Here is a 17742-nt window from a genome sequence, read left to right as displayed (position 1 = left end):
ATTCACCGCCAGCTGGAACAGGAGCAGGCGGCCGAGCCGCCGCGCGGCATCGTCGATCGCAGCCGTCGTCTGCTGGAGGTCGTCGGTGCCGGCGAGACGGATCAGCCGGTTTCGCAGGTCCTCCCGCTGGAGAAGGATGAAGATCGCGAAGACGATGACGATGCCGAGCGTGCCGATCGGCCCGATGACTGGTCCGAGGACGGCGAGAGCGGTCGACAGCGGGCCGGACTGGTTCTCGATCCGCACCGCGATCGGGTTGGCCTCGGTGCCGGAGTTCTGCGCCTCAGTGCCCGCCTCCGCTCCCTCCTCGCCGGCGACGGCGCCTTGAACGTCCGCCGCCACCCGCTCGATCGCGGAAACGGCCCTGCCGATCGGTCCGTCGCTCTCGCTGGCGCCCGCGGCGGCGATCGACTGGACCTTCTGGCCGAGGGTGCCGGCGTAGCGCGGGATCTCGGTCGCCAGCGAACTCAGCTGGCTCACGATGACGAAGCCGAGGACCATGATCGCGACGAAGGCGCCGAACACAGCTATGCCGACGGCGGCGATCTTCGGTACGTGCATCTTCTGAAGAGCGTTGACGATCGGCGCGAGCATGAAGCTCAGGAGGATGCCGAGCGCGAAGGGAACGAAGATTTCCTGGCCGAAATAGAGGATCGTCGACACGGCGAGGATCAGGAGACAGATGGCGAGCGCGCTGAAGAGCGGAACCGCCTGTTTCAGCAACCGCGATGCGACGATGTCCATGAGGTCCGACCCTGGTTCTCGCGCCCTGAACGCCAGCGCGTGGACGAGCGCGACGGCGCCCCTCTTCGATCTTGCGCGTAACCGGCGAGAGTCCATGCCTTCCGGCGGTGCAGGCGAGAAAAACGGACGTCGGCACGGTCGCCCGCCTCACCGTCGGACCATCCCGACGGAATGGCGGACGACCCTCGAAGGCGGTGCCGTCAAGGGTCGTCCCGAGATCGCGCCCGTAGCTTTCGCCACGAGCCGTTTCCGGTTCGACTGCCGGATCAGAACGCGACTGGCTCGCTCGCCGCCCTATCGAAAGCTTCCGCGACGCGCGCGAACGCCCGCCGTGACAATTCGCTTTCCTCGCCTTCGGTCGGCTCCAAAAGGAAGACGAGGAAAGAGCGGCCCGTCATCAGGTAGTCGGTCCCGAAATCGAACGGCGCCAGTTCCTCCCTGTCCGGCAGGTTGGTGTCGATCAGGCACCGCCAGCGCGCCCCGCCGCGCGCCTTCGGCAGCTTGAAGTTCACGACGTCGTGGTGGGCGTTCATCATGATCAGCATGGTGGCGTCCGTTCCCGGACGCCTGATGCCGGTCGAGCGAGCCCGGCCGTCGAGAAGGACACCGAAGCAGCGGGCGCCGGCGTCAGCCCAATGGGCCTCGGTGAAGTCCTCGCCGCTCGGCGTGATCCAGGCGACGTCCTTAACGCCGAGTTCTTCGTCGTAATGCCCGTTGAGGAAGTTGCCCCGCCGCAGCATCGGCAGCGCCTGGCGCAGCATGATGAGCTTCTGGACGAATTCGGAGAGGTCGCGGCCTTCCTTTGAGACGTTCCAGTCGACCCAGCCGATCTCGCTGTCCTGAGCGTAGGCGTTGTTGTTGCCCCCTTGCGTTCTTGCGAATTCGTCGCCGGCCAGGATCATCGGCGTGCCGCGCGAGAAGAGCATGGTCGCGAAGAGGTTGCGCAGCTGGCGGAAGCGGATGGCGTTGATCTCCGCGTCGTCCGTCGGCCCTTCGACGCCGTAATTGTTGGAGAGGTTGTGGTTGTGGCCGTCCTTGTTGCCTTCGCCGTTCGCCTCGTTGTGCTTGTCGTTGTAGCAGACGAGGTCGTGCAGTGTGAAACCGTCATGAGCGGTGATGAAGTTCACCGAAGACCATGGTGCGCGACCGCGATTGTCGAAGAGGTCCGCCGAAGCGGTGATCTTCGAGGCGACCGCCGGAATCTTGCCCCCGTCGCCGCGCCAGAAGGAGCGGATCGTGTCGCGATAGCCGTCGTTCCACTCGGCCCAACCGGGCGGAAAGCGGCCGACCTGATAGCCGCCCGGACCGCAGTCCCAGGGCTCGGCGACGAGCTTGACCTGGTTGAGAAGCGGATCCTGCTGGCAGGCATGGAGGAAGCTCGATTCCTCCGAAAAGCCGGTGGGCTCGCGCGCGAGAATCGTCGCGAGATCGAATCGGAAGCCGTCGACCCGCATCTCGCCCGCCCAATAGCGCAGCGAGTCCAGCACCATCTGCATGACGCGCGGATGGGAGGTGTTGACCGTGTTTCCGGTGCCGGTGTCGTTGATGTAGTAGCGCTTCTGGTCGGGCAGCAGCCGGTAATAGGCGGCGTTGTCGATGCCCTTGAAGGAGAGCGTGGGGCCGAGTTCGTTGCCTTCCGCCGTGTGGTTGTAGACGACGTCGAGGATGACCTCGAGGCCGGCATGGTGGAGTGCCGACACCATCTCCTTGAACTCGTTGACGAAGGGCGTCGAAAGATAGCGCTGCTCAGGCGCAAAGAAGCTCAGCGAGTTGTAGCCCCAGTAGTTCCGCAGCCCCTTCTCGACGAGATAGCTGTCGTCGACGAAGGAATGAACCGGGAGAAGCTCGACCGAGGTGACGCCGAGCGAGCGCAGATAGTTGACGACTCGGCGGTTCATCAGACCCGCGAAGGTGCCCTGTTCCTTCTCCTTGACGGCGGGATGGATCTTGGTGAACCCCTTGACGTGGGTCTCGTAGAAGATCGTCCGCTCCCACGGCACGTTCGGCCGGCGCTCGTCGCCCCAGGTGAAGGCCGGATCGACGACCCTGCATTTCGGCATGAAGGGCGCGGAGTCGCGCTCGTCATAGGAGAGGTCCTTGTCGGGATGGCCGATCGTGTAGCCGAACAGCGCGTCGTTCCATTCGACCTCACCGACGACCTGCTTGGCGTAGGGGTCGAGCAGGAGTTTGTTCGGGTTGAAGCGATGGCCGTTCTCCGGGTCGTAGGGGCCATGGACACGGTAGCCGTAGGTGAGACCCGGCCGCGCGTTCGGCAGATAGCCGTGGTAGATCTCGTTGGTGTATTCGGGAAGCTCGATCCGCTCGATCTCGGTCTTGCCGTAATCGTCGAAGATGCAGAGCTCGACCTTCGTCGCGTTGGACGAGAAGATCGCGAAATTGACACCGAGACCGTCCCAGGTCGCGCCCAACGGATAGGGGCGCCCGGACTCGATGGGTGGATGCGTATCCTCGATTGCGTCGGCGGCGCCGGAGGCAATGATGTTGGACTGAACGTACATGGACGAGAGGCCCTTCAGAGACGAGGATGATCACCTATAATTAAGCCCAGGCGCGGACGTTCCGAACGCCGGAACAAACATTTCGCACTGCACGAACGAGCGGATGCGAAGCGAGGGGACGGGCTTTTCAGCCATGCAGGTTTCGCAAGTGATGAGCCGCGATTTGGAGTTCGCGGATCCCGCAGACGATGCGCGTGCGCTCGCTGAGATGATGGGCGAACTCGACGTCGGCTCCGTACCGATCGGCACGGCCGAGAACCCGCTCGGCATCGTCACCGACCGCGACATTCTGTTTCGGGTCGTGGCGCGGGGGCTCGAGCCTTCAAGCGTTCTCGCCCGCGACATCATGTCCGCGCCGTTGCTCGAATGCGACCCGGACGACAATCTCGACACGGCTCTCGCCATTATGGCGGCGCAGCATGTGCGGCGCCTTGCCGTGCGTTCGCCGGATGGCCCCATCGTCGGTTGGATCACGCTCGCCGACCTGTCACGCCGGCTTCTTCTCGGCAGCGGCAGCCTTCAGAACGCCCTCACCGAAATCAGTTCCGATAGCGCCGCCTGATCAGCCGGGCCTCGTCGTCGCCGAGCCCCAGCCGTGCGCCGAGATAGGCGAGGAAGAGCGACGACACGTCGTCGCGCCGAAACAGGAGCGAGGCCGCGATCGCATAGGCCCGCCCGGCAAGGTTAGCGGAAAGGAGATCGGGGGCGAGTTGCGCCAACGGGCGCAGCGAGCGCTCGGCATCGGAAAGAAGAGCGACTTCGCGCGCGCCGGTCTTGAAGCGGTAGAGACGCTCGAGAATCGCGGCGTCGTCGAGCGCGTTGGTCCGGCCCGCCGCCTGAACGGCATGGACCGCCGTCTCGAGAAGCAGCGAGGCCTGCGCATCGTCCAGCACGCTGAAATTGACGGTCAGGGGGCTTGCCGTCTGAACACGGTTGGAGAGGTAGGCTCCGAGCACCTTCTCGGCGAGCTTGCGATCCAGCTGCTCACGCCTCACCCGCGCCATCGGCAAATCGAGGCTTTCGAAGCGTAACCGCTCACGGAGCGTGGCATTCGCCTCGACGGGCCCGGAAACTGGCGGAAGACCCTGCGATTGCATCTCCAGTGCGGGCGCCGTTCCGTCGCGCGGTCCGCGCTGGCGCGCACCGTAGTTCAGCAACCATTCGACCACCTTCACCGGCGCGTTCCTCGATGTCCCGCATGCGCGACAGAGCGCTCGCTTCGGGACTGAGAAGTCGTTCGGTGTCCGCTGCCGTCAAGGGCGCAGAAGATGACGCTGTCCCACTCCCTGCCCAGGGGACGATCCGACCATGCGGGCGGCGGCGCGAAAGGGTTCGCTCCCGGCAGGACACGGCATTTCGGCCACGGCGGCGCGGCAAATGGCGAGCGCGATGGACGATCGACCGAAGGGCGCTATTCAACGTCTGAAGCACGGCCTTTCAGGATATCGCTCCGCCCATGACTCTCGATCAGGCCCTCGCGTTCTCCATCCTCTTCTTCACCGTGGCCGCCTTTGTCTGGGGGCGCTTGCCCTACGATCTCGTGGCGCTCGGGGCGCTCTTCACCGGCGTCGTCGCGGGTATCGTCCCGCTGAACCAGGCTTTCTCGGGCTTTGCCGACGACGTCGTCGTCATCGTCGCCGCCGCGCTGATCATCTCCAAGGCGATCGCCCAGTCGGGTTTCGTGGAGGATCTGATGCGGCCTCTCGTGCCCGCGATGAAGAGCGAACGATCCCAGGTTCCGATCTTCGTCGGCGCCGTCCTTCTGATGTCCATGGTCACGAAGAACATCGGTGCGCTGGCGATCTTCATGCCGATCGTGGCGCAGACGGCGCGTCGTACCGGCACGTCCGTGTCCCGGCTCCTGATGCCGATGTCCTTCGCATCCCTGATCGGGGGACTGGTGACGCTCGTTGGCACGTCGCCCAACATCATCGTCTCGAAGATCCGCGACGACATCGTCGGCGAGCCGTTCCGCATGTTCGACTACGCGCCAGTCGGCCTCGGCATCGCCGCTGCGGGCTTCGTCTTTCTGTCGCTCGGATCGCGCCTCCTGCCGCAGCGAAAGCCCGGCGGCTCGCTCGGCGACGCTTTCTCGATGAGCGATTACACCGCAGAAGCCCGCATCGGCGAGGGCTCGGCCGCGGCGGGCAAGACCGTAAGCGAGATCGAAGCGCTCGCCGACGACGAAGCGAAGATCCAGATCGTCATCCGCGAGCGGTTTCGGCGCTATCACCCAGCGCCCGTCTTCCGCCTCGCCGACGGCGACATCCTGATCATCCAGGGCGATCCCGAGGCTCTCGCGCGGATCGTTGCGCGCGCGGGGCTCGACCTCTTCGGTGAAGAGGCATCGCCCGCCGCTAATGTGGAGACCGAAAGCATCGTCGAGGCCGTCGTCACAGCCCATTCGCCGGCTATCGGGCGAACGGTCGCGGATTGCCTCGGGGCGTCCGACACGCAGACCTCTGTCCTCGCCGTTAGCCGGAACGGCGAGACGATCGGCCGACGCTTCGCGCGCGTCAGGGTCAAGTCGGGCGACGTCCTCGTCCTGAAGGGCACCGCCGAGAGCGTTCCAGAAACGCTCGCCAACCTGAAGATCCTTCCGCTCGCCGAACGGCAGATCGTGCTCGGCCGCAACCGGCGCGGCGTCGTGCCGATCGCGGTGCTCGCCCTCGCTATGCTCTTGACCGCCTTCGGCGTCGTCAACGCTGCCGGAGCCTTCTTCGGGGCGGCCGTCGTTCTCCTCCTTCTTCGGGTCATGTCGATGAACGAGGCCTATCACTCCGTCGAGGCATCGGTGATCGTTCTCCTCGCGGCTCTGATCCCCCTTTCCGAGGCGATCGAAACGACGGGAGGAACCACCCTCATCGCCGATGCGCTCTCGCCGTTCCTCGCCACCGTTCCGCCCATCGCCGCCCTCGCGGTCGTCGTGATCGTCGGCATGGCGGTGACGCCATTCCTCAACAATGCCGCGACCGTTCTGATGCTCGCGCCGATCGCAGGGCGGATCGCGATCGATCTCGGCCTCAATCCCGACCCGTTCCTGATGGGTGTCGCCCTCGGCGCGGCCTGCGACTTCCTCACCCCGATCGGACACCAGTGCAACACGATCGTCATGGGCCCGGGAGGCTACCGGTTCGGCGATTACTGGCGTCTGGGCTTGCCTCTCTCTATCATCGTCGTCGTCGTCGGCGTTCCGCTAATCAGTGTCGTTTGGCCTCTGTCGTGAAAACGAACTCGGCTGGCATTGTACTTGCGTTAGGAAAGTAGAGAACACCTATTTTGGCCGTTCTATAATGGCTTTTATGCCGCCTCAATATCCGGAAGACTTCATGAGACGGGTTAGGGCTTCGCCATAAGATTCGCCAGTATCATTACACATAGCTTTAAAGCGATTTATGGCGCTGATCGGCGCGCGGACATACACGTGATCACTCGGTTCTTTTGATTTCCGGATGCGCTTTACACGTTCTGTCGGTTCGCGACTTTCAAACCCACTTTTTTGAGATGCTCGGTCAGCAGCTTCGTCGAGATCCTGATCGTCGGTGACAACCTTCCGCGACTTCTCGAAGCCGGTCGTGATATCGAGCTTCGATCGCGTCTTTTGCCCAAACCCAAGATCGTTTGCCATTATGCAGCCTCCCGCGTGATCTTTCGAAGTGCCGCGAGAACCTCTTCAGTGTAGGCGACGGCGTTGTCTATCGCTCCTTGCAGATTGCTGATCTTGGCAGCATCGAGCTCGAAGAGGCTCAGTTTCTCCATGAACATGGCATTAAATGCCTGACGCTGGTGAAGATGACTTGAAAGCAGAGGCATCCCATTTGCCCGCATTTGGTGAGCAATCTCCCTCTCGATTTTCGTGGTGAAAGGCGGTGGGCTTGTCCGATTGAAGCTGAGGACGAATGGCAAGTCCCTGCCAGCATCTTCTCCACTTTCGTGAACGAGGGCGACTGCTCTAGCAGCCTGCTTTGCCTCGAGTGCACTGCCTCCAAGAGGTATTATCGTGAGATCAGCTCGCATGATGGCGCGTGACGTCATGCGGCTGGCGGTCCCTTCGAGATCGATAAATACGAACTGGGACTCGTTGGAGGCTCTCTTTATTAAGGTTCCAATATTGCTCTCGCTGACGTCTGCATAGACGCTGATCGAGGCCTTTGAAGTGCCGGTTCGCCAATCGGTTATTGGCTTGTTGGGATCTGCATCGATGATCGTAACGTCTCCGCCCTGGTCAGCGATGGTTGAAGCCAACGTAAGGATTGTCGTGGACTTCCCTGCCCCACCTTTCGGGTTTGCAGCGCATACGATCGGCATCTCAATCTCCTCGTGTTCGTCTCATCGATAAACTCGAAAGCTTGAGGAAGGCTTGATGAGAGCGTTCAGATAGCATGCTCTCATAGATCATTTAGAAAGCAATCTGATAGCAATCATATATCATGCAATCAGATTGATTGCACATAGCGATCAGAAATATCGTTGCATTCTATCCTCGAACCTCGGGTTGATGAGCCGTGATCAGGCGTTCTTACAAAAGGGATCAAGGTATCGATCGGTTGGGGCGATCCGTCGGAGTATCCCAGCGTAGCTGATGACGCCGACCTGAAATCCTTGCGTCAACCTGACCACTGTATCCGTTGCCAGGCATGGCTTCCTAGGAAAGACTCGCGTACTCTCTTCCTAGGAGTATCGCAGAATCGGGTAATTGAATGTCTCAGGTCTCTTCGACACAGCATCGCGTTCGTCGGCGTGCCCTCGGTATGCGGACAACGGAGACCATGCTCCATAAAACAGAGATTGAACTCCTAGACAGACTGAAGATACGACTTGGTCTGTCTTCAAGATCGGATGCGGTACGCCTCGTCCTCGCTAAGGCAGATCTCGATAGCTTCACTCCAGCTGACGCTGAAGTCCTGAAAGAAGGTGCTCGCTAACGCCGATGATTTTCAAGAATACGGAGAAGCCATAGGCAAAGAAAAAGGCCCCGAAGCGGGAGCCGCCGGAGCCTTCGTCTGAAAAGGTGTGGTTACCCTCAGACTTAGCCTCCTCCGCTGACATCGTCAACTGAAAACGCGGTTTCCCGCCACGGACCTGCTTTGCCTCGCGCAAGGAAGACCCGATGACGGACAAACAATGGCGCGCGCCTATGGCTGCGCGAACGGGAGCGCTTGATCTGTTCGGATCGGGCGAGGGCGAATCTGTGCCCGCTCCCTCTTTCGAAGCAAGAGCGGCGATCTGGCGCGACCAGCAGGCCGGACTGATCTCGTTTGCCGAGGCACAGCGCCGATCCGCCGCCGTCGGCGCCGTTGCGACGCGGTCAGCGGATGATGGCAAGAGCGGGAAGGGCGTTGCGCGCCCGCCTGTCGCACGGCCGCGCCATCAACGACCGGTCCCGAACGACAGCCGTCAGTATGCCCAGCCGATGGCAACGACGGCTGCCCGCGACGATCGCCTGACGCCGAACGCCAAGGCATTCCTCCAGGTTTTACGCGCGCGCTGCGGCAAGGGCCGCGAAACGACAATCACCAAGGGCACGGCCGGGAACATCATGGCCCGCTCGACGCGCACGATCCGCCGCTACCTGATCGATCTCGTTCGTTTCGGCTACATCGAACTCTCGATCCAACGTAACCACCGCGGTCTTCATCTCGGCCTCCAGGTGACGCTCACCGAGAAGGTCATGCCGTTCTTCGAGGAGGCGAGGGGGCTTGCCCGGTGGCTCGCCGAAACGCCGGCTGCGGTGTTCGAGCCGTTCAAGGGCGTCCTGACCTCCGGGAAACAAGGGGTGACACTTCTGTCATCCAGAAACCAAACCTCAAAAAATCATTCTCTTTCGGTTTTAAATGGCCGAGGAGATGTAAGAGAGGCGGGGTTCAGACCGCCCGACTGACGGCCGATCGCGGCTCCGTCAGATCATAAAGAAGGCTGTCAGCAGGCATTTCGACGATGCCGCTGGGGTTTCAATGTCGATATCCGGGATGGCGCTCAGTCGCCCGCCTCTCGACGCCTGTTTGTAAGCCGCAACACGCCGGATCGGACCTTCCAACGATCGCCCAGAGCAACCCCGCCCGTTCGCCAGGCCCGCCGGGTCCGGTAATTGATTGGACTAGCATTGGTGTCCGACCGGTCCACTGTCGTCGGCTGTGTGCGGAAAGGCTTTTCCTTCTCGGCCACCGGCTCGGACATTCGTGGCGTCCGGACCGATGTCGGTGCTTCCGTTCGATCTTCATATTCAGCTGGATCAATGAAACGAACCGGTTGCTTCTTGCGATACCGACGTGACGGCTGGCGCACCGGCTTGTCATTAGGCTCGACGGGGCCCGACTGGACACGTCCTGCTCACGCGTGGTCTCGTCAGGGGTCGAGCGCTCGGCGAGGATCCGGCCGGATCGCGCCGCTGCATCCACCTTCTCCTTCAGCTCTCTCTGTTCGGTCGTCTCTTCGGCCTGTTCGACTGCCTGACGCCGCTTCTGAGCCGCGCGTGGCTTCGATGTCCGGACTGGCTCTGGCTCGAGCGCCAATCGCTTATCGTCAGACGGTCCCGATCGATGGCTCTTTCGAGTTTCGATAGTGAAGGCAGCTGAAATCATTCGCTTATGCTGTATGTGCGACGTATCTGCAAAAGCTCTTGATGATTATATCTATGGCTCATTCGGCTTTGAGAGGCGAAGGGAGGCAAGGATGCGAGATTTTCTGGAGGACGATATCCGGAGCGAGATCGATCAGATCGGCGAAGGCGGAATGGCTCTTCCCCTCAAAGATGCGACAGACCGGATCGTCGACCGCCATAAAGAGCTTGGCGAAGCTGCACGCGCGCTCATCGAGCGCAGACTCATTCGAGAAGCTTCCAGGCGAAACATCCCGATCTTACTCGGTGCAACGCCTAGGGCTGCTTCCTGATCGCCTTTTCGGCGACTACGCGATCCAGTTCGTCGAGTTTCGACTGAAACGACTCTGGAACGCCGTTTTCAATCCTGAAGCACGGGCGGTCATCCATAATCTCGCGAACCCGGTTCCGCACTGCCGCGTCGGCGAAGACTTTTGCAAATTCGCTCATTCCACAATCATCGCCGTTCGAGTTCGTTAGCCTGTCCGGACGTAGAAATCATATTACGCCAATCCCCTACCACAGTAGAGGATTGGCGTAATATGGCGAACGCCATGACGCATCTATGGGTTCGATAAAAGGCCCTCTTACGCAGCAGTGCGAAAGGCGCAGGGGATGCTGCGCCTTTCGTCGAGCATATTTATACGGAGCAGCAGCCTTACTTTGGCATCAGAACCGTATCAATGACGTGCACGACGCCGTTCGACTGCATGACATCGGCCTGGGTGACCGTGGCGCCGCCACCGCTTTCGTCGATGATGACAAGCTTGTCGCCGTCCATTTTCAACGTGATCGTCCCGCCTTCGACCGTCGTGACGTTGTGCTCACCGCCATCGTCCGAGATCATCTGCATCGCTGCCGCCGAGGTCGCCTCAGCCGGGACCACGTGATAGGTCAGGATCTTCGTCAGCTGATCCTTGTTTTCCGGCTTGAGCAGTGTCTCGACGGTGCCCGCCGGAAGCTTCTCGAAGGCGGCGTTGGTTGGTGCGAAGACCGTGAAGGGTCCTTCGCCGGAGAGCGTCTCGACGAGACCCGCGGCTTTGACAGCTGCGACGAGCGTCGTCAGATTGTCGGCTTGCGATGCGTTCTCCGGAATCGTCTTCTGCGGATCCATCGGTGCGCCGCCGACCATCGGCATTTCGTTGGACATCGCCGCGTCCTGTGCCATGGTCGCACCGGCGCTTGCCGTTACGATGAGGGCAGAAGCTGCCAGCGTGCGAAGGAATGTCTTGATCATTGTCGTTTCTCCTGGGTTTCCATCGTCGCATCAAGCACGACGTTCAGGAGAAGCTACGACTGTAAACCGAGAATGCTTCAAATCGTGCAGTTTGACGTGGCGATAACGGTTTGGGCGCTGATCGAGGCGATTCATTCGCTATCTGTCTTGGTGGGGGGACTCGAAACGTCTTCAGTTTCAGCTGAAAGTTGGACGGATCACGCCGCCTCATACAGCCCTTCGAACTCGCGATCGGCGTAGTAGGCGAGCTTCCGCGCCACGATCGGCCGCTGCCCGGCAAGGAACAGGAGCTCGGCGGTCTGCGGCAGGTTGCGGACCTCGTCGGGAGTGAGGAGAGACCGGCCGACATGCTGCTCGCTGTAGGAGATCCCGGACTTCTCGGCATCGAGCGCGCGGCCCATGGTCTGGAACACGACGGTTTCCTCGCCGAGGAGATCGGAGAGAAGCCGGGCGCTCTCATGATCGTTGACGCCGAAGACTTGGAGAAGGCCGGCATTCGACAGAAAGGTCCCGGCCTTCTGGCCGTAGGTCGTACGCAGCTGATGGACGTCCTGCAGGATCGGCCAGAGCTGGACGCCGTAGCCGGCCATGAGACCCATCGCCTGTTCGACAGGCGCGAGATGACCCAAGGCGGCGAACTCGTCGAGGAGATAGAGGACGGGCGTTTCGGGTTTGGCCGGATCGCGCGCCATGTCGGTGAGGCTTTGCGAGACGATGAGACGAAGCCAGCGCGCATAGGCTGCGAGCCGATCGGGCGGCAGGACGAGGAAGACGGTGGCGTTGCGCCGCTTCAGATCGGCAAACCGGAACTCCGATGATCGAAGGACCGCGGTCATGCGCGGACTGTCGAGGAAGTGGGTATGGCGCTGGGCGGCCGACATGACTGTCGGACTTGCCGAGATGCCGGTTGGCAGCCCGGGCGACGAGCCCGCCGGCACCGTTCGAGGCCTGCATGTCGGCGAGAAGAGCAGCGAAGTCGCGCGGCGCAAGCGTCAGATACTCGCGCAGGGTCGAGAGCGTGCGCCGGTCGCGGGTCTCATAGGTGACGATGTGCAGGATCATGCCCGCGATGAGCGCTTTCGCCTCCTCGCTCCAGTGCGCCTCGCCGACTGCGTTCGGCTCGTCGACAACAAGCGCTTCGGCGAGCGTCGTCGCATCCTCCGCAATATCGAGACTGTCCGGGTCGAGCCGGTCGAGCGGATTGAAGGATGACGACGCCTCGCCCGTGACGGAGAACGGGTTGAGGATGTGGACCGGCCCGAACGCCTGCCGAGCCCGCGCGGTGACGGTCGCGTTCTCGCCCTTCGGATCGATGCAGACGACGGACCGTTCCGCGGTAAGGAGGTTCGGAATGATCGTGCCGACACCCTTGCCGGATCGCGTCGGTGCCATGGTCATGAGATGGGCCGGTCCGTCATAGCGCAGGATCGCATTCGACTTCGGATGACGGCCGATCATCAGGCCGTCCGCGTCGCGCGTCAGCGGCTTCATCTCCCTCAGTGTCGCAAAGCGGGCCGAGCCGTGGGTATCGCTGTCCGGACCGCCGAAGTGCTGGATCAGCGGGTAAGCGAGGAAGCGGAACGTGACGACGGTCGCTGTCCCGAGAACAACCACCATCCAAAGAAGCTGGACGACCAGGTACTGCATGACATCCAGCTGGACCAGCGCGAAGAAGCCGCCGACACCGAGGACGGTCGCGATGGCTATGATGACAATGCCATAGCCAAGAAGGGGACCGTAGACGCGGAACGGGGCGAAGCCGAGCGCGACGATCGCCCAGACGGGATCGCGCGCGGCCTTTGTCAGCATGTTCTTCAAAGCACCCCAGGCGAGCCGGATCTCACTCATCGGTCAGTGTCCTGATTATACCCGCCAGTCAGAAGTCCCCGGCGACGTTCGGAACGACTGGAGCCGGCAGCATTCTCGGTGTCGTCCTCATTCCCGGAGGGGCGGTCCCCATCGATACGATCGTTTCGATCGGTATCGGACGAAGCGTCGTTTGAGCCATTCGTCATGTCACCAGCATTGGCATCCGCAGCAGGGTTTGCAGCGTAGCCCTGACCACCGCCGTTCACGCGATCGCCGTCACCGTTCTGCAGCGGTGATCCGTCCGATCCGGATGCGGCCGTCTGTGCAGCCGATCCAGACGGTGCCGCTTTACCCAGAATGTCGTCAAACAGCGCCATGTCGGCATCGCGGGTGAGGAACCCAGGTAGTTCCCGTTTCAACCAGTCGTGCAGTCGCCGCGCGAACTCGCCGCCATCCCTGTTCTGCTCGTCCTCCAACCGGTGAAGGACGAGCGCGCCGAGAAGAACCTTGCGCCGTGTATCCCTTGCTCGTTCCTGCTTGCCGAGCCGTGCCTTCAGGCTCTTCTTCTGTTCTTCGAGCTGGGCGAGCCGCTGCTCGATCGTCTTGCGTGCCATTGCTGCCCCGTAAGTCGCCGTTCGCGTTGCGGCGGGCCTTCTATCAGAGCGAGCGGCTGTGCCAACCCGCCTTTTATCTAAGGTGGGAGATTTTGGGTTGATACCGTTGCCGATCGAGCGTAGCGAGGAGCGTGACAAGGGCGCACTTACGAGTTGCGGGGCAACTCAGTGCGCGGCAAGCCGAAACGCGCGGAGACAGATCGCCCTTGGCCATCTATCACGCCAGCATGAAGCCGATCGCGCGTTCAGGCGGACGCAGCGCCGTCGCAGCCGCCGCCTACCGGACGGGCGAGAGGCTGACGAACCAGCGCGATGGCCTCACTCACGACTTCACCCGCAAGCAGGGCATCGCCCATGCGGAAATCGTCCTGCCCGATGGCGCCGATGCCGACTGGGCTTTCGACCGATCGGCTCTGTGGAATGCGGCCGAGGCCGCGGAGAACCGCAAGGATGCCCGTGTCGCCCGCGAGTTCGAGATCGCGCTGCCGCATGAGCTCGATGCCGATCAGCGGATTGATCTGACACGATCCTTCGCTGCCGATCTCGCCAACCGCTATGGAACGGCGGTCGATTGCGCGATCCACGAACCGCATGGCGATGTCGACGTCCGGAACCATCACGCGCACCTGATGATGACGACGCGGTCTGTCGGACCGGACGGGCTTAGCGAGAAGACGGACATGGAGCGGGAGAACAAGTGGCTCCTTTCCCGCGATCGTCCGACCTCGCAGATGCAGCTGCGCGAGATCCGTCAGGCCTGGGAGCGGCATGCGAACGAGCATCTGGCCAGAGCTGGCCATGACATCACGATCGATCATCGCTCGCATTCCGAACGGGGTCTATCGATCGAACCGACCGAGCATATGGGTGTCCATGCTTCGCAGATGGACCGGCGCGGTCTCGGTGTCTCACGAGCAAGGATGGATGCAGAGGCCGCACAACGGAACCGCGACATCATTCGCGAGAGACCGGAAGAGGTCCTGACGATCATTGCCGGCGAGAAGAGCGTCTTCGACCGGCACGACATCGCGCGGACGCTGCATCGCTACATCGATGGCGATGCGCAGAACTTCCAGAACGCGTTCGCCTCCGTCATGGCATCGCCGGCGCTCGTCGAGCTGCAGGCGGAGAACGAGGACAGCCCGGCGCGCTATTCGACGAGGGAGACCGTTGAACTCGAGACGAAGATGACGCGGTCGATCGAGGCGCTTTCAGAGACGACCGATCATCGGGTCGGCAGCCGCCATGTCGCTCAAGCGATTGCCAGACAGGACAAGGCGATCCGGACCGCGGTCAGGGGCGAGACGGAGGCCCACGTTGCCGACGGTACGATGAGCCAAAGCGATCAGGCGCGTTCGATCGAAGCGGCGGGTTTGTCGGCCGAGCAGCGAACGGCGATCGAGCATGTCATCGGGCCGGAGCGGATCGCGGTGGTCGTCGGCTTTGCCGGCGCCGGCAAGTCGACCATGCTGTCGGCGGCGCGCGAGGCCTGGGAAGCGCAGGGCTACCGCGTCCATGGTGCAGCGCTCGCCGGCAAGGCCGCCGAAGGCCTTGAGGAATCCTCCGGCATCAAGAGCCGGACGATCGCGTCCTGGGAGTACAGTTGGCAGAAGGAGCGTGGCGCAGCCGGTGCGGGATCGCAGGGTGTCGGCGGATCTTCGGCTGGCTACTCCGGTCTGGATACATCACGGTCGACCGCCGGTGGCCCGAACGCGCCTCGTTCTCATAGATCGGGTCCGAACAGTCTCGGCAAGGGTGATGTCCTCGTCGTCGACGAAGCCGGGATGGTCGGCAGTCGCCAGTTCCAGCGGATGGTGAGCGAGGTCGAGGCACGCGGCGCCAAGATCGTCGCTGTCGGTGACGGCGAGCAGCTTGCCGCCATCGGTGCAGGCTCGCCCTTCCGTCTTGCCGGCGAGATCGCCGGTCAGGTCGGGCTACAGGAGGTCCGCCGGCAGCGTGAGGGTTGGCAGCGGGACGCCTCGATCGCCTTCGGTCAGCAGCGCACGGGCGATGCGCTTACCGCCTATCGCGAGAATGGTTCGATCCAAATCGAGGGCACCGGCGAAGCTGCGCGCTCCCGGATGGTCTCCGACTATCTTGCCGATCGCGTCGCGCGGCCCAACGGTACGCGGGTCGCGATGGCGCATCGCCGGGCCGACGTGAAGGCGCTGAACGCCGCGATCCGCTCGGGCCTTCAGGAGCGCGGCGAGCTGCCGGGCGGCGAAAGCGCAAAAGGCGAATGGCAAAATGAGACTGCCGCCGGGCGAGTGGCGAATGCCGAAAGGCAGACGACAGCTGCCGAAAGCCGAGAGGCGAATGCCGAAAGCCGAGTGATCCATGCCGAAGGGCAAGAGGCGCCTGGCGAAGTGACGTTCGAAACGAACGACGGACCGCGCGCCTTTGCGGTGGGCGATCGGATCGTGTTCCTGGAAAACGACCGCGATCTCGGCGTGAAGAACGGCATGCTCGGCACGGTCGAGACCGTTGGGGAGGGGAGCCCCGGTTCCGGTCCAAGGCTCGAGGCACGGATCGACGGCCGGGACGAGGCGATCAGCGTCTCGAGCGACTGCTATACGGCCTTCGACCACGGCTACGCTACGACGATCCACAAGACGCAAGGGGCAACGGTCGACCGGGCCTTCGTCCTTGCCTCGTCCACCATGGACCGGCATCTGACCTATGTGGCGATGACCCGGCATCGCGACGGTGTCGGCCTCTATGCCGGGCGCGATGCATTCGAGAGCGTCCGACCGACGATCGAGGCAGGACCCGACACCGAGCCGGGCGACGATCGATCCATGACGGTCGGACGGCTCGTCCAGCACGGGACTGCTCCGTACCGGCATGAGCCGGGCAATCGGAGCTCTCACTTCGTGACGCTCGAGACAGCGAAGGGCGAACGGCGTACGGTCTGGGGTGCGGATCTCGGGCGGGCCATGGGTGAGGCGGACCCGAAGGCAGGTGATCGGATCGCTCTTGCACAGACCGGGTTCGAGAGCGTTCGCATGCCGGGCGGCCAGACGGCCGAGCGCGGACGCTGGTCGGTTCTCTCGGGCGATGATCTCGCCTACCGCCAGCTCGAGACCCGCCTCAGCCGGTCGAGCCTCAAGGAGATGGCGGTCGACTACATCCGCGACTTCGCGGACCGACGCGGGATCGCGGCGAGCCACGCCGCCGATCGCGACCAGGCGGTTCACAGCGAGAGAGATCATCAGACAGGCGGCGAGAGCGAGCGACAACTACGCAGCGCGACGCGGCCGCGGCTGAGGCCTGCAGAGGAGCACCATCGAACCGAAGGCCGCCCAGACGATCGGATGCCGTCACGCGATGAGGGGCGGTTCGGCAAGTCGCTGAGCCGGTCGGACCGGGTGAAGGCGGCGATCCGTGCATTTGGATCCGGGAAGCAGGAGAACGCCGCCAAGCCCGGCATGCAGATGGATCGGCAAGAGCTGCAGCGATCGGGGGAGGAGAACCCCAAGCCGAGACGCGGGATGTTCAACGGTCTGAAGCTCAGGATGGATCGCGGTGCGAGTACGCAAGTTCCTGAAGAGCCGAAACCGGACGTCGACCGGTCGAACAGTCGCGAGACGGACCGGCTGGTCGAGCGGCTCGCTGAGCGGTCTGATAAGCGAATTGAGCAGCCTATCGGACGCAGCGGCTACGAGCAGTCCCTCGAGCGGTTTGCCCGCGCCTATCTCTCCTTCGACCAGATGCGACGTGAAGGTCGTCCTGTCCTCGAAGGCCAGAAGCAGGCTCTCACGAAAGCCGGTGCCGCAATCGACAGCTATCGGCCGGGCGATTGCGACCGTCTCGTCTCGGCGATCTCGCACGACAGGGAAACCGCCCGAGCCGTGCATGAGCTGACAGGTGCTGCCCGCATTGTGAAACTAGCCGAGGGCATCCAGCGCGAACGCGTCAACCAGGCAAACCCTGAGGTACGTGCCGATCGGTTCGTCGACCAGTGGCGGAAGCTCGATGCACGGCGCGACCAGCTCGGTTACGGTTTCGACGTCCGTGATAAGCGCGAGGTTATCGAAACCGAAATGCGCGACATGGCGGAAAAGCTCGAGCGTGACCCTCAGGCCGAGGCGCTCGTTCGCGAACGCGCCGACGAGCTCGGCATCGGACCGGGCCATTACGGCGAGACGATCACGGAGCGCGTCGAAGAGAAGCTCCAGGAACGCGGCCACACCCGTGGCGTCCATCGATAAATCCGGACAC

General features: G+C 62.8%; 12 protein-coding genes and 2 pseudogenes. 5 read left to right on the top strand and 9 right to left on the bottom strand.

Annotated features, from left to right (window positions below; genetic code table 11):
* On the bottom strand, positions 1-744 hold a 744-nt coding region (locus DYI37_RS19140), incomplete at its 3' end, for an AI-2E family transporter (RefSeq protein ID WP_116684879.1).
* A gap of 266 nt (positions 745-1010) precedes the next feature.
* Complete coding sequence (gene glgX, locus DYI37_RS19135) at positions 1011-3263, bottom strand: glycogen debranching protein GlgX (RefSeq protein ID WP_116684878.1); 2253 nt, start codon at positions 3261-3263, stop codon at positions 1011-1013.
* Positions 3264-3414: 151 nt separating this feature from the next.
* Here glgX and DYI37_RS19130 point away from each other — a divergent pair, with 151 nt between their 5' ends.
* A complete protein-coding gene (locus tag DYI37_RS19130) occupies positions 3415-3825 on the top strand; it encodes a CBS domain-containing protein (RefSeq protein WP_245414009.1) in 411 nt (136 codons plus the stop codon).
* Here the strand turns inward: DYI37_RS19130 and DYI37_RS19125 are convergent.
* Positions 3803-4438 (bottom strand): hypothetical protein, encoded by a 636-nt coding sequence (locus DYI37_RS19125; protein ID WP_116684877.1) that lies wholly within the window; start codon positions 4436-4438, stop codon positions 3803-3805. The genes DYI37_RS19130 and DYI37_RS19125 overlap by 23 nt on opposite strands.
* A gap of 281 nt (positions 4439-4719) precedes the next feature.
* Between DYI37_RS19125 and DYI37_RS19120 the strand changes: the two genes are divergently transcribed.
* Positions 4720-6489, top strand: coding sequence for an SLC13 family permease (locus DYI37_RS19120; protein ID WP_116684876.1), 1770 nt, complete (start codon positions 4720-4722; stop codon positions 6487-6489).
* A gap of 84 nt (positions 6490-6573) precedes the next feature.
* Here DYI37_RS19120 and DYI37_RS19115 read toward each other — a convergent pair whose 3' ends face one another.
* Positions 6574-6891: a hypothetical protein gene (locus tag DYI37_RS19115; protein ID WP_116684875.1), complete on the bottom strand. Its 318-nt coding sequence runs from the start codon at positions 6889-6891 to the stop codon at positions 6574-6576.
* Positions 6891-7571: a ParA family protein gene (locus DYI37_RS19110; protein WP_116684874.1), complete on the bottom strand. Its 681-nt coding sequence runs from the start codon at positions 7569-7571 to the stop codon at positions 6891-6893. Before DYI37_RS19110 ends, DYI37_RS19115 begins: the two co-directional genes overlap by 1 nt.
* Positions 7572-8802: 1231 nt before the next feature.
* Here DYI37_RS19110 and DYI37_RS20380 point away from each other — a divergent pair.
* Positions 8803-9144 carry a hypothetical protein gene (locus tag DYI37_RS20380; protein ID WP_245414008.1) on the top strand — a complete coding sequence of 114 codons (342 nt, stop codon included), beginning with the start codon at positions 8803-8805 and terminating at the stop codon, positions 9142-9144.
* A gap of 791 nt (positions 9145-9935) precedes the next feature.
* On the top strand, positions 9936-10154 hold the full coding sequence (locus DYI37_RS19840) for a hypothetical protein (protein ID WP_147307958.1): 219 nt from the start codon (positions 9936-9938) through the stop codon (positions 10152-10154).
* On the opposite strand, the gene DYI37_RS20075 is transcribed toward DYI37_RS19840, so the two are convergent.
* The 4 genes and pseudogenes from DYI37_RS20075 to DYI37_RS19085 all read right to left on the bottom strand — a co-directional run.
* A complete protein-coding gene (locus tag DYI37_RS20075) occupies positions 10138-10311 on the bottom strand; it encodes a hypothetical protein (RefSeq protein ID WP_158555228.1) in 174 nt (57 codons plus the stop codon). The two genes, DYI37_RS19840 and DYI37_RS20075, sit on opposite strands and share 17 nt — an antisense overlap.
* 208 nt (positions 10312-10519) lie before the next feature.
* Entirely contained in the window at positions 10520-11098 is a 579-nt protein-coding gene (locus tag DYI37_RS19095) for a fasciclin domain-containing protein (protein ID WP_116684872.1), read from the bottom strand.
* Between the two features lie 197 nt (positions 11099-11295).
* A pseudogene (locus DYI37_RS19090) lies at positions 11296-12946 on the bottom strand (type IV secretory system conjugative DNA transfer family protein).
* 278 nt (positions 12947-13224) lie between these two features.
* Positions 13225-13521 (bottom strand): annotated as a pseudogene (locus DYI37_RS19085) (mobilization protein); the annotation flags it as partial.
* 206 nt (positions 13522-13727) lie between these two features.
* Between DYI37_RS19085 and mobQ the strand changes: the two are divergent.
* A complete protein-coding gene (mobQ, locus tag DYI37_RS19080) occupies positions 13728-17732 on the top strand; it encodes a MobQ family relaxase (protein WP_116684871.1) in 4005 nt (1334 codons plus the stop codon).
* The last annotated feature ends 10 nt before the right edge of the window (positions 17733-17742 follow it).

The sequence above is a fragment of the Fulvimarina endophytica genome, assembly GCF_003403015.1.
GTDB lineage: Bacteria > Pseudomonadota > Alphaproteobacteria > Rhizobiales > Rhizobiaceae > Fulvimarina > Fulvimarina endophytica.
This window is presented reverse-complemented; position numbering and strand designations above follow the sequence as displayed.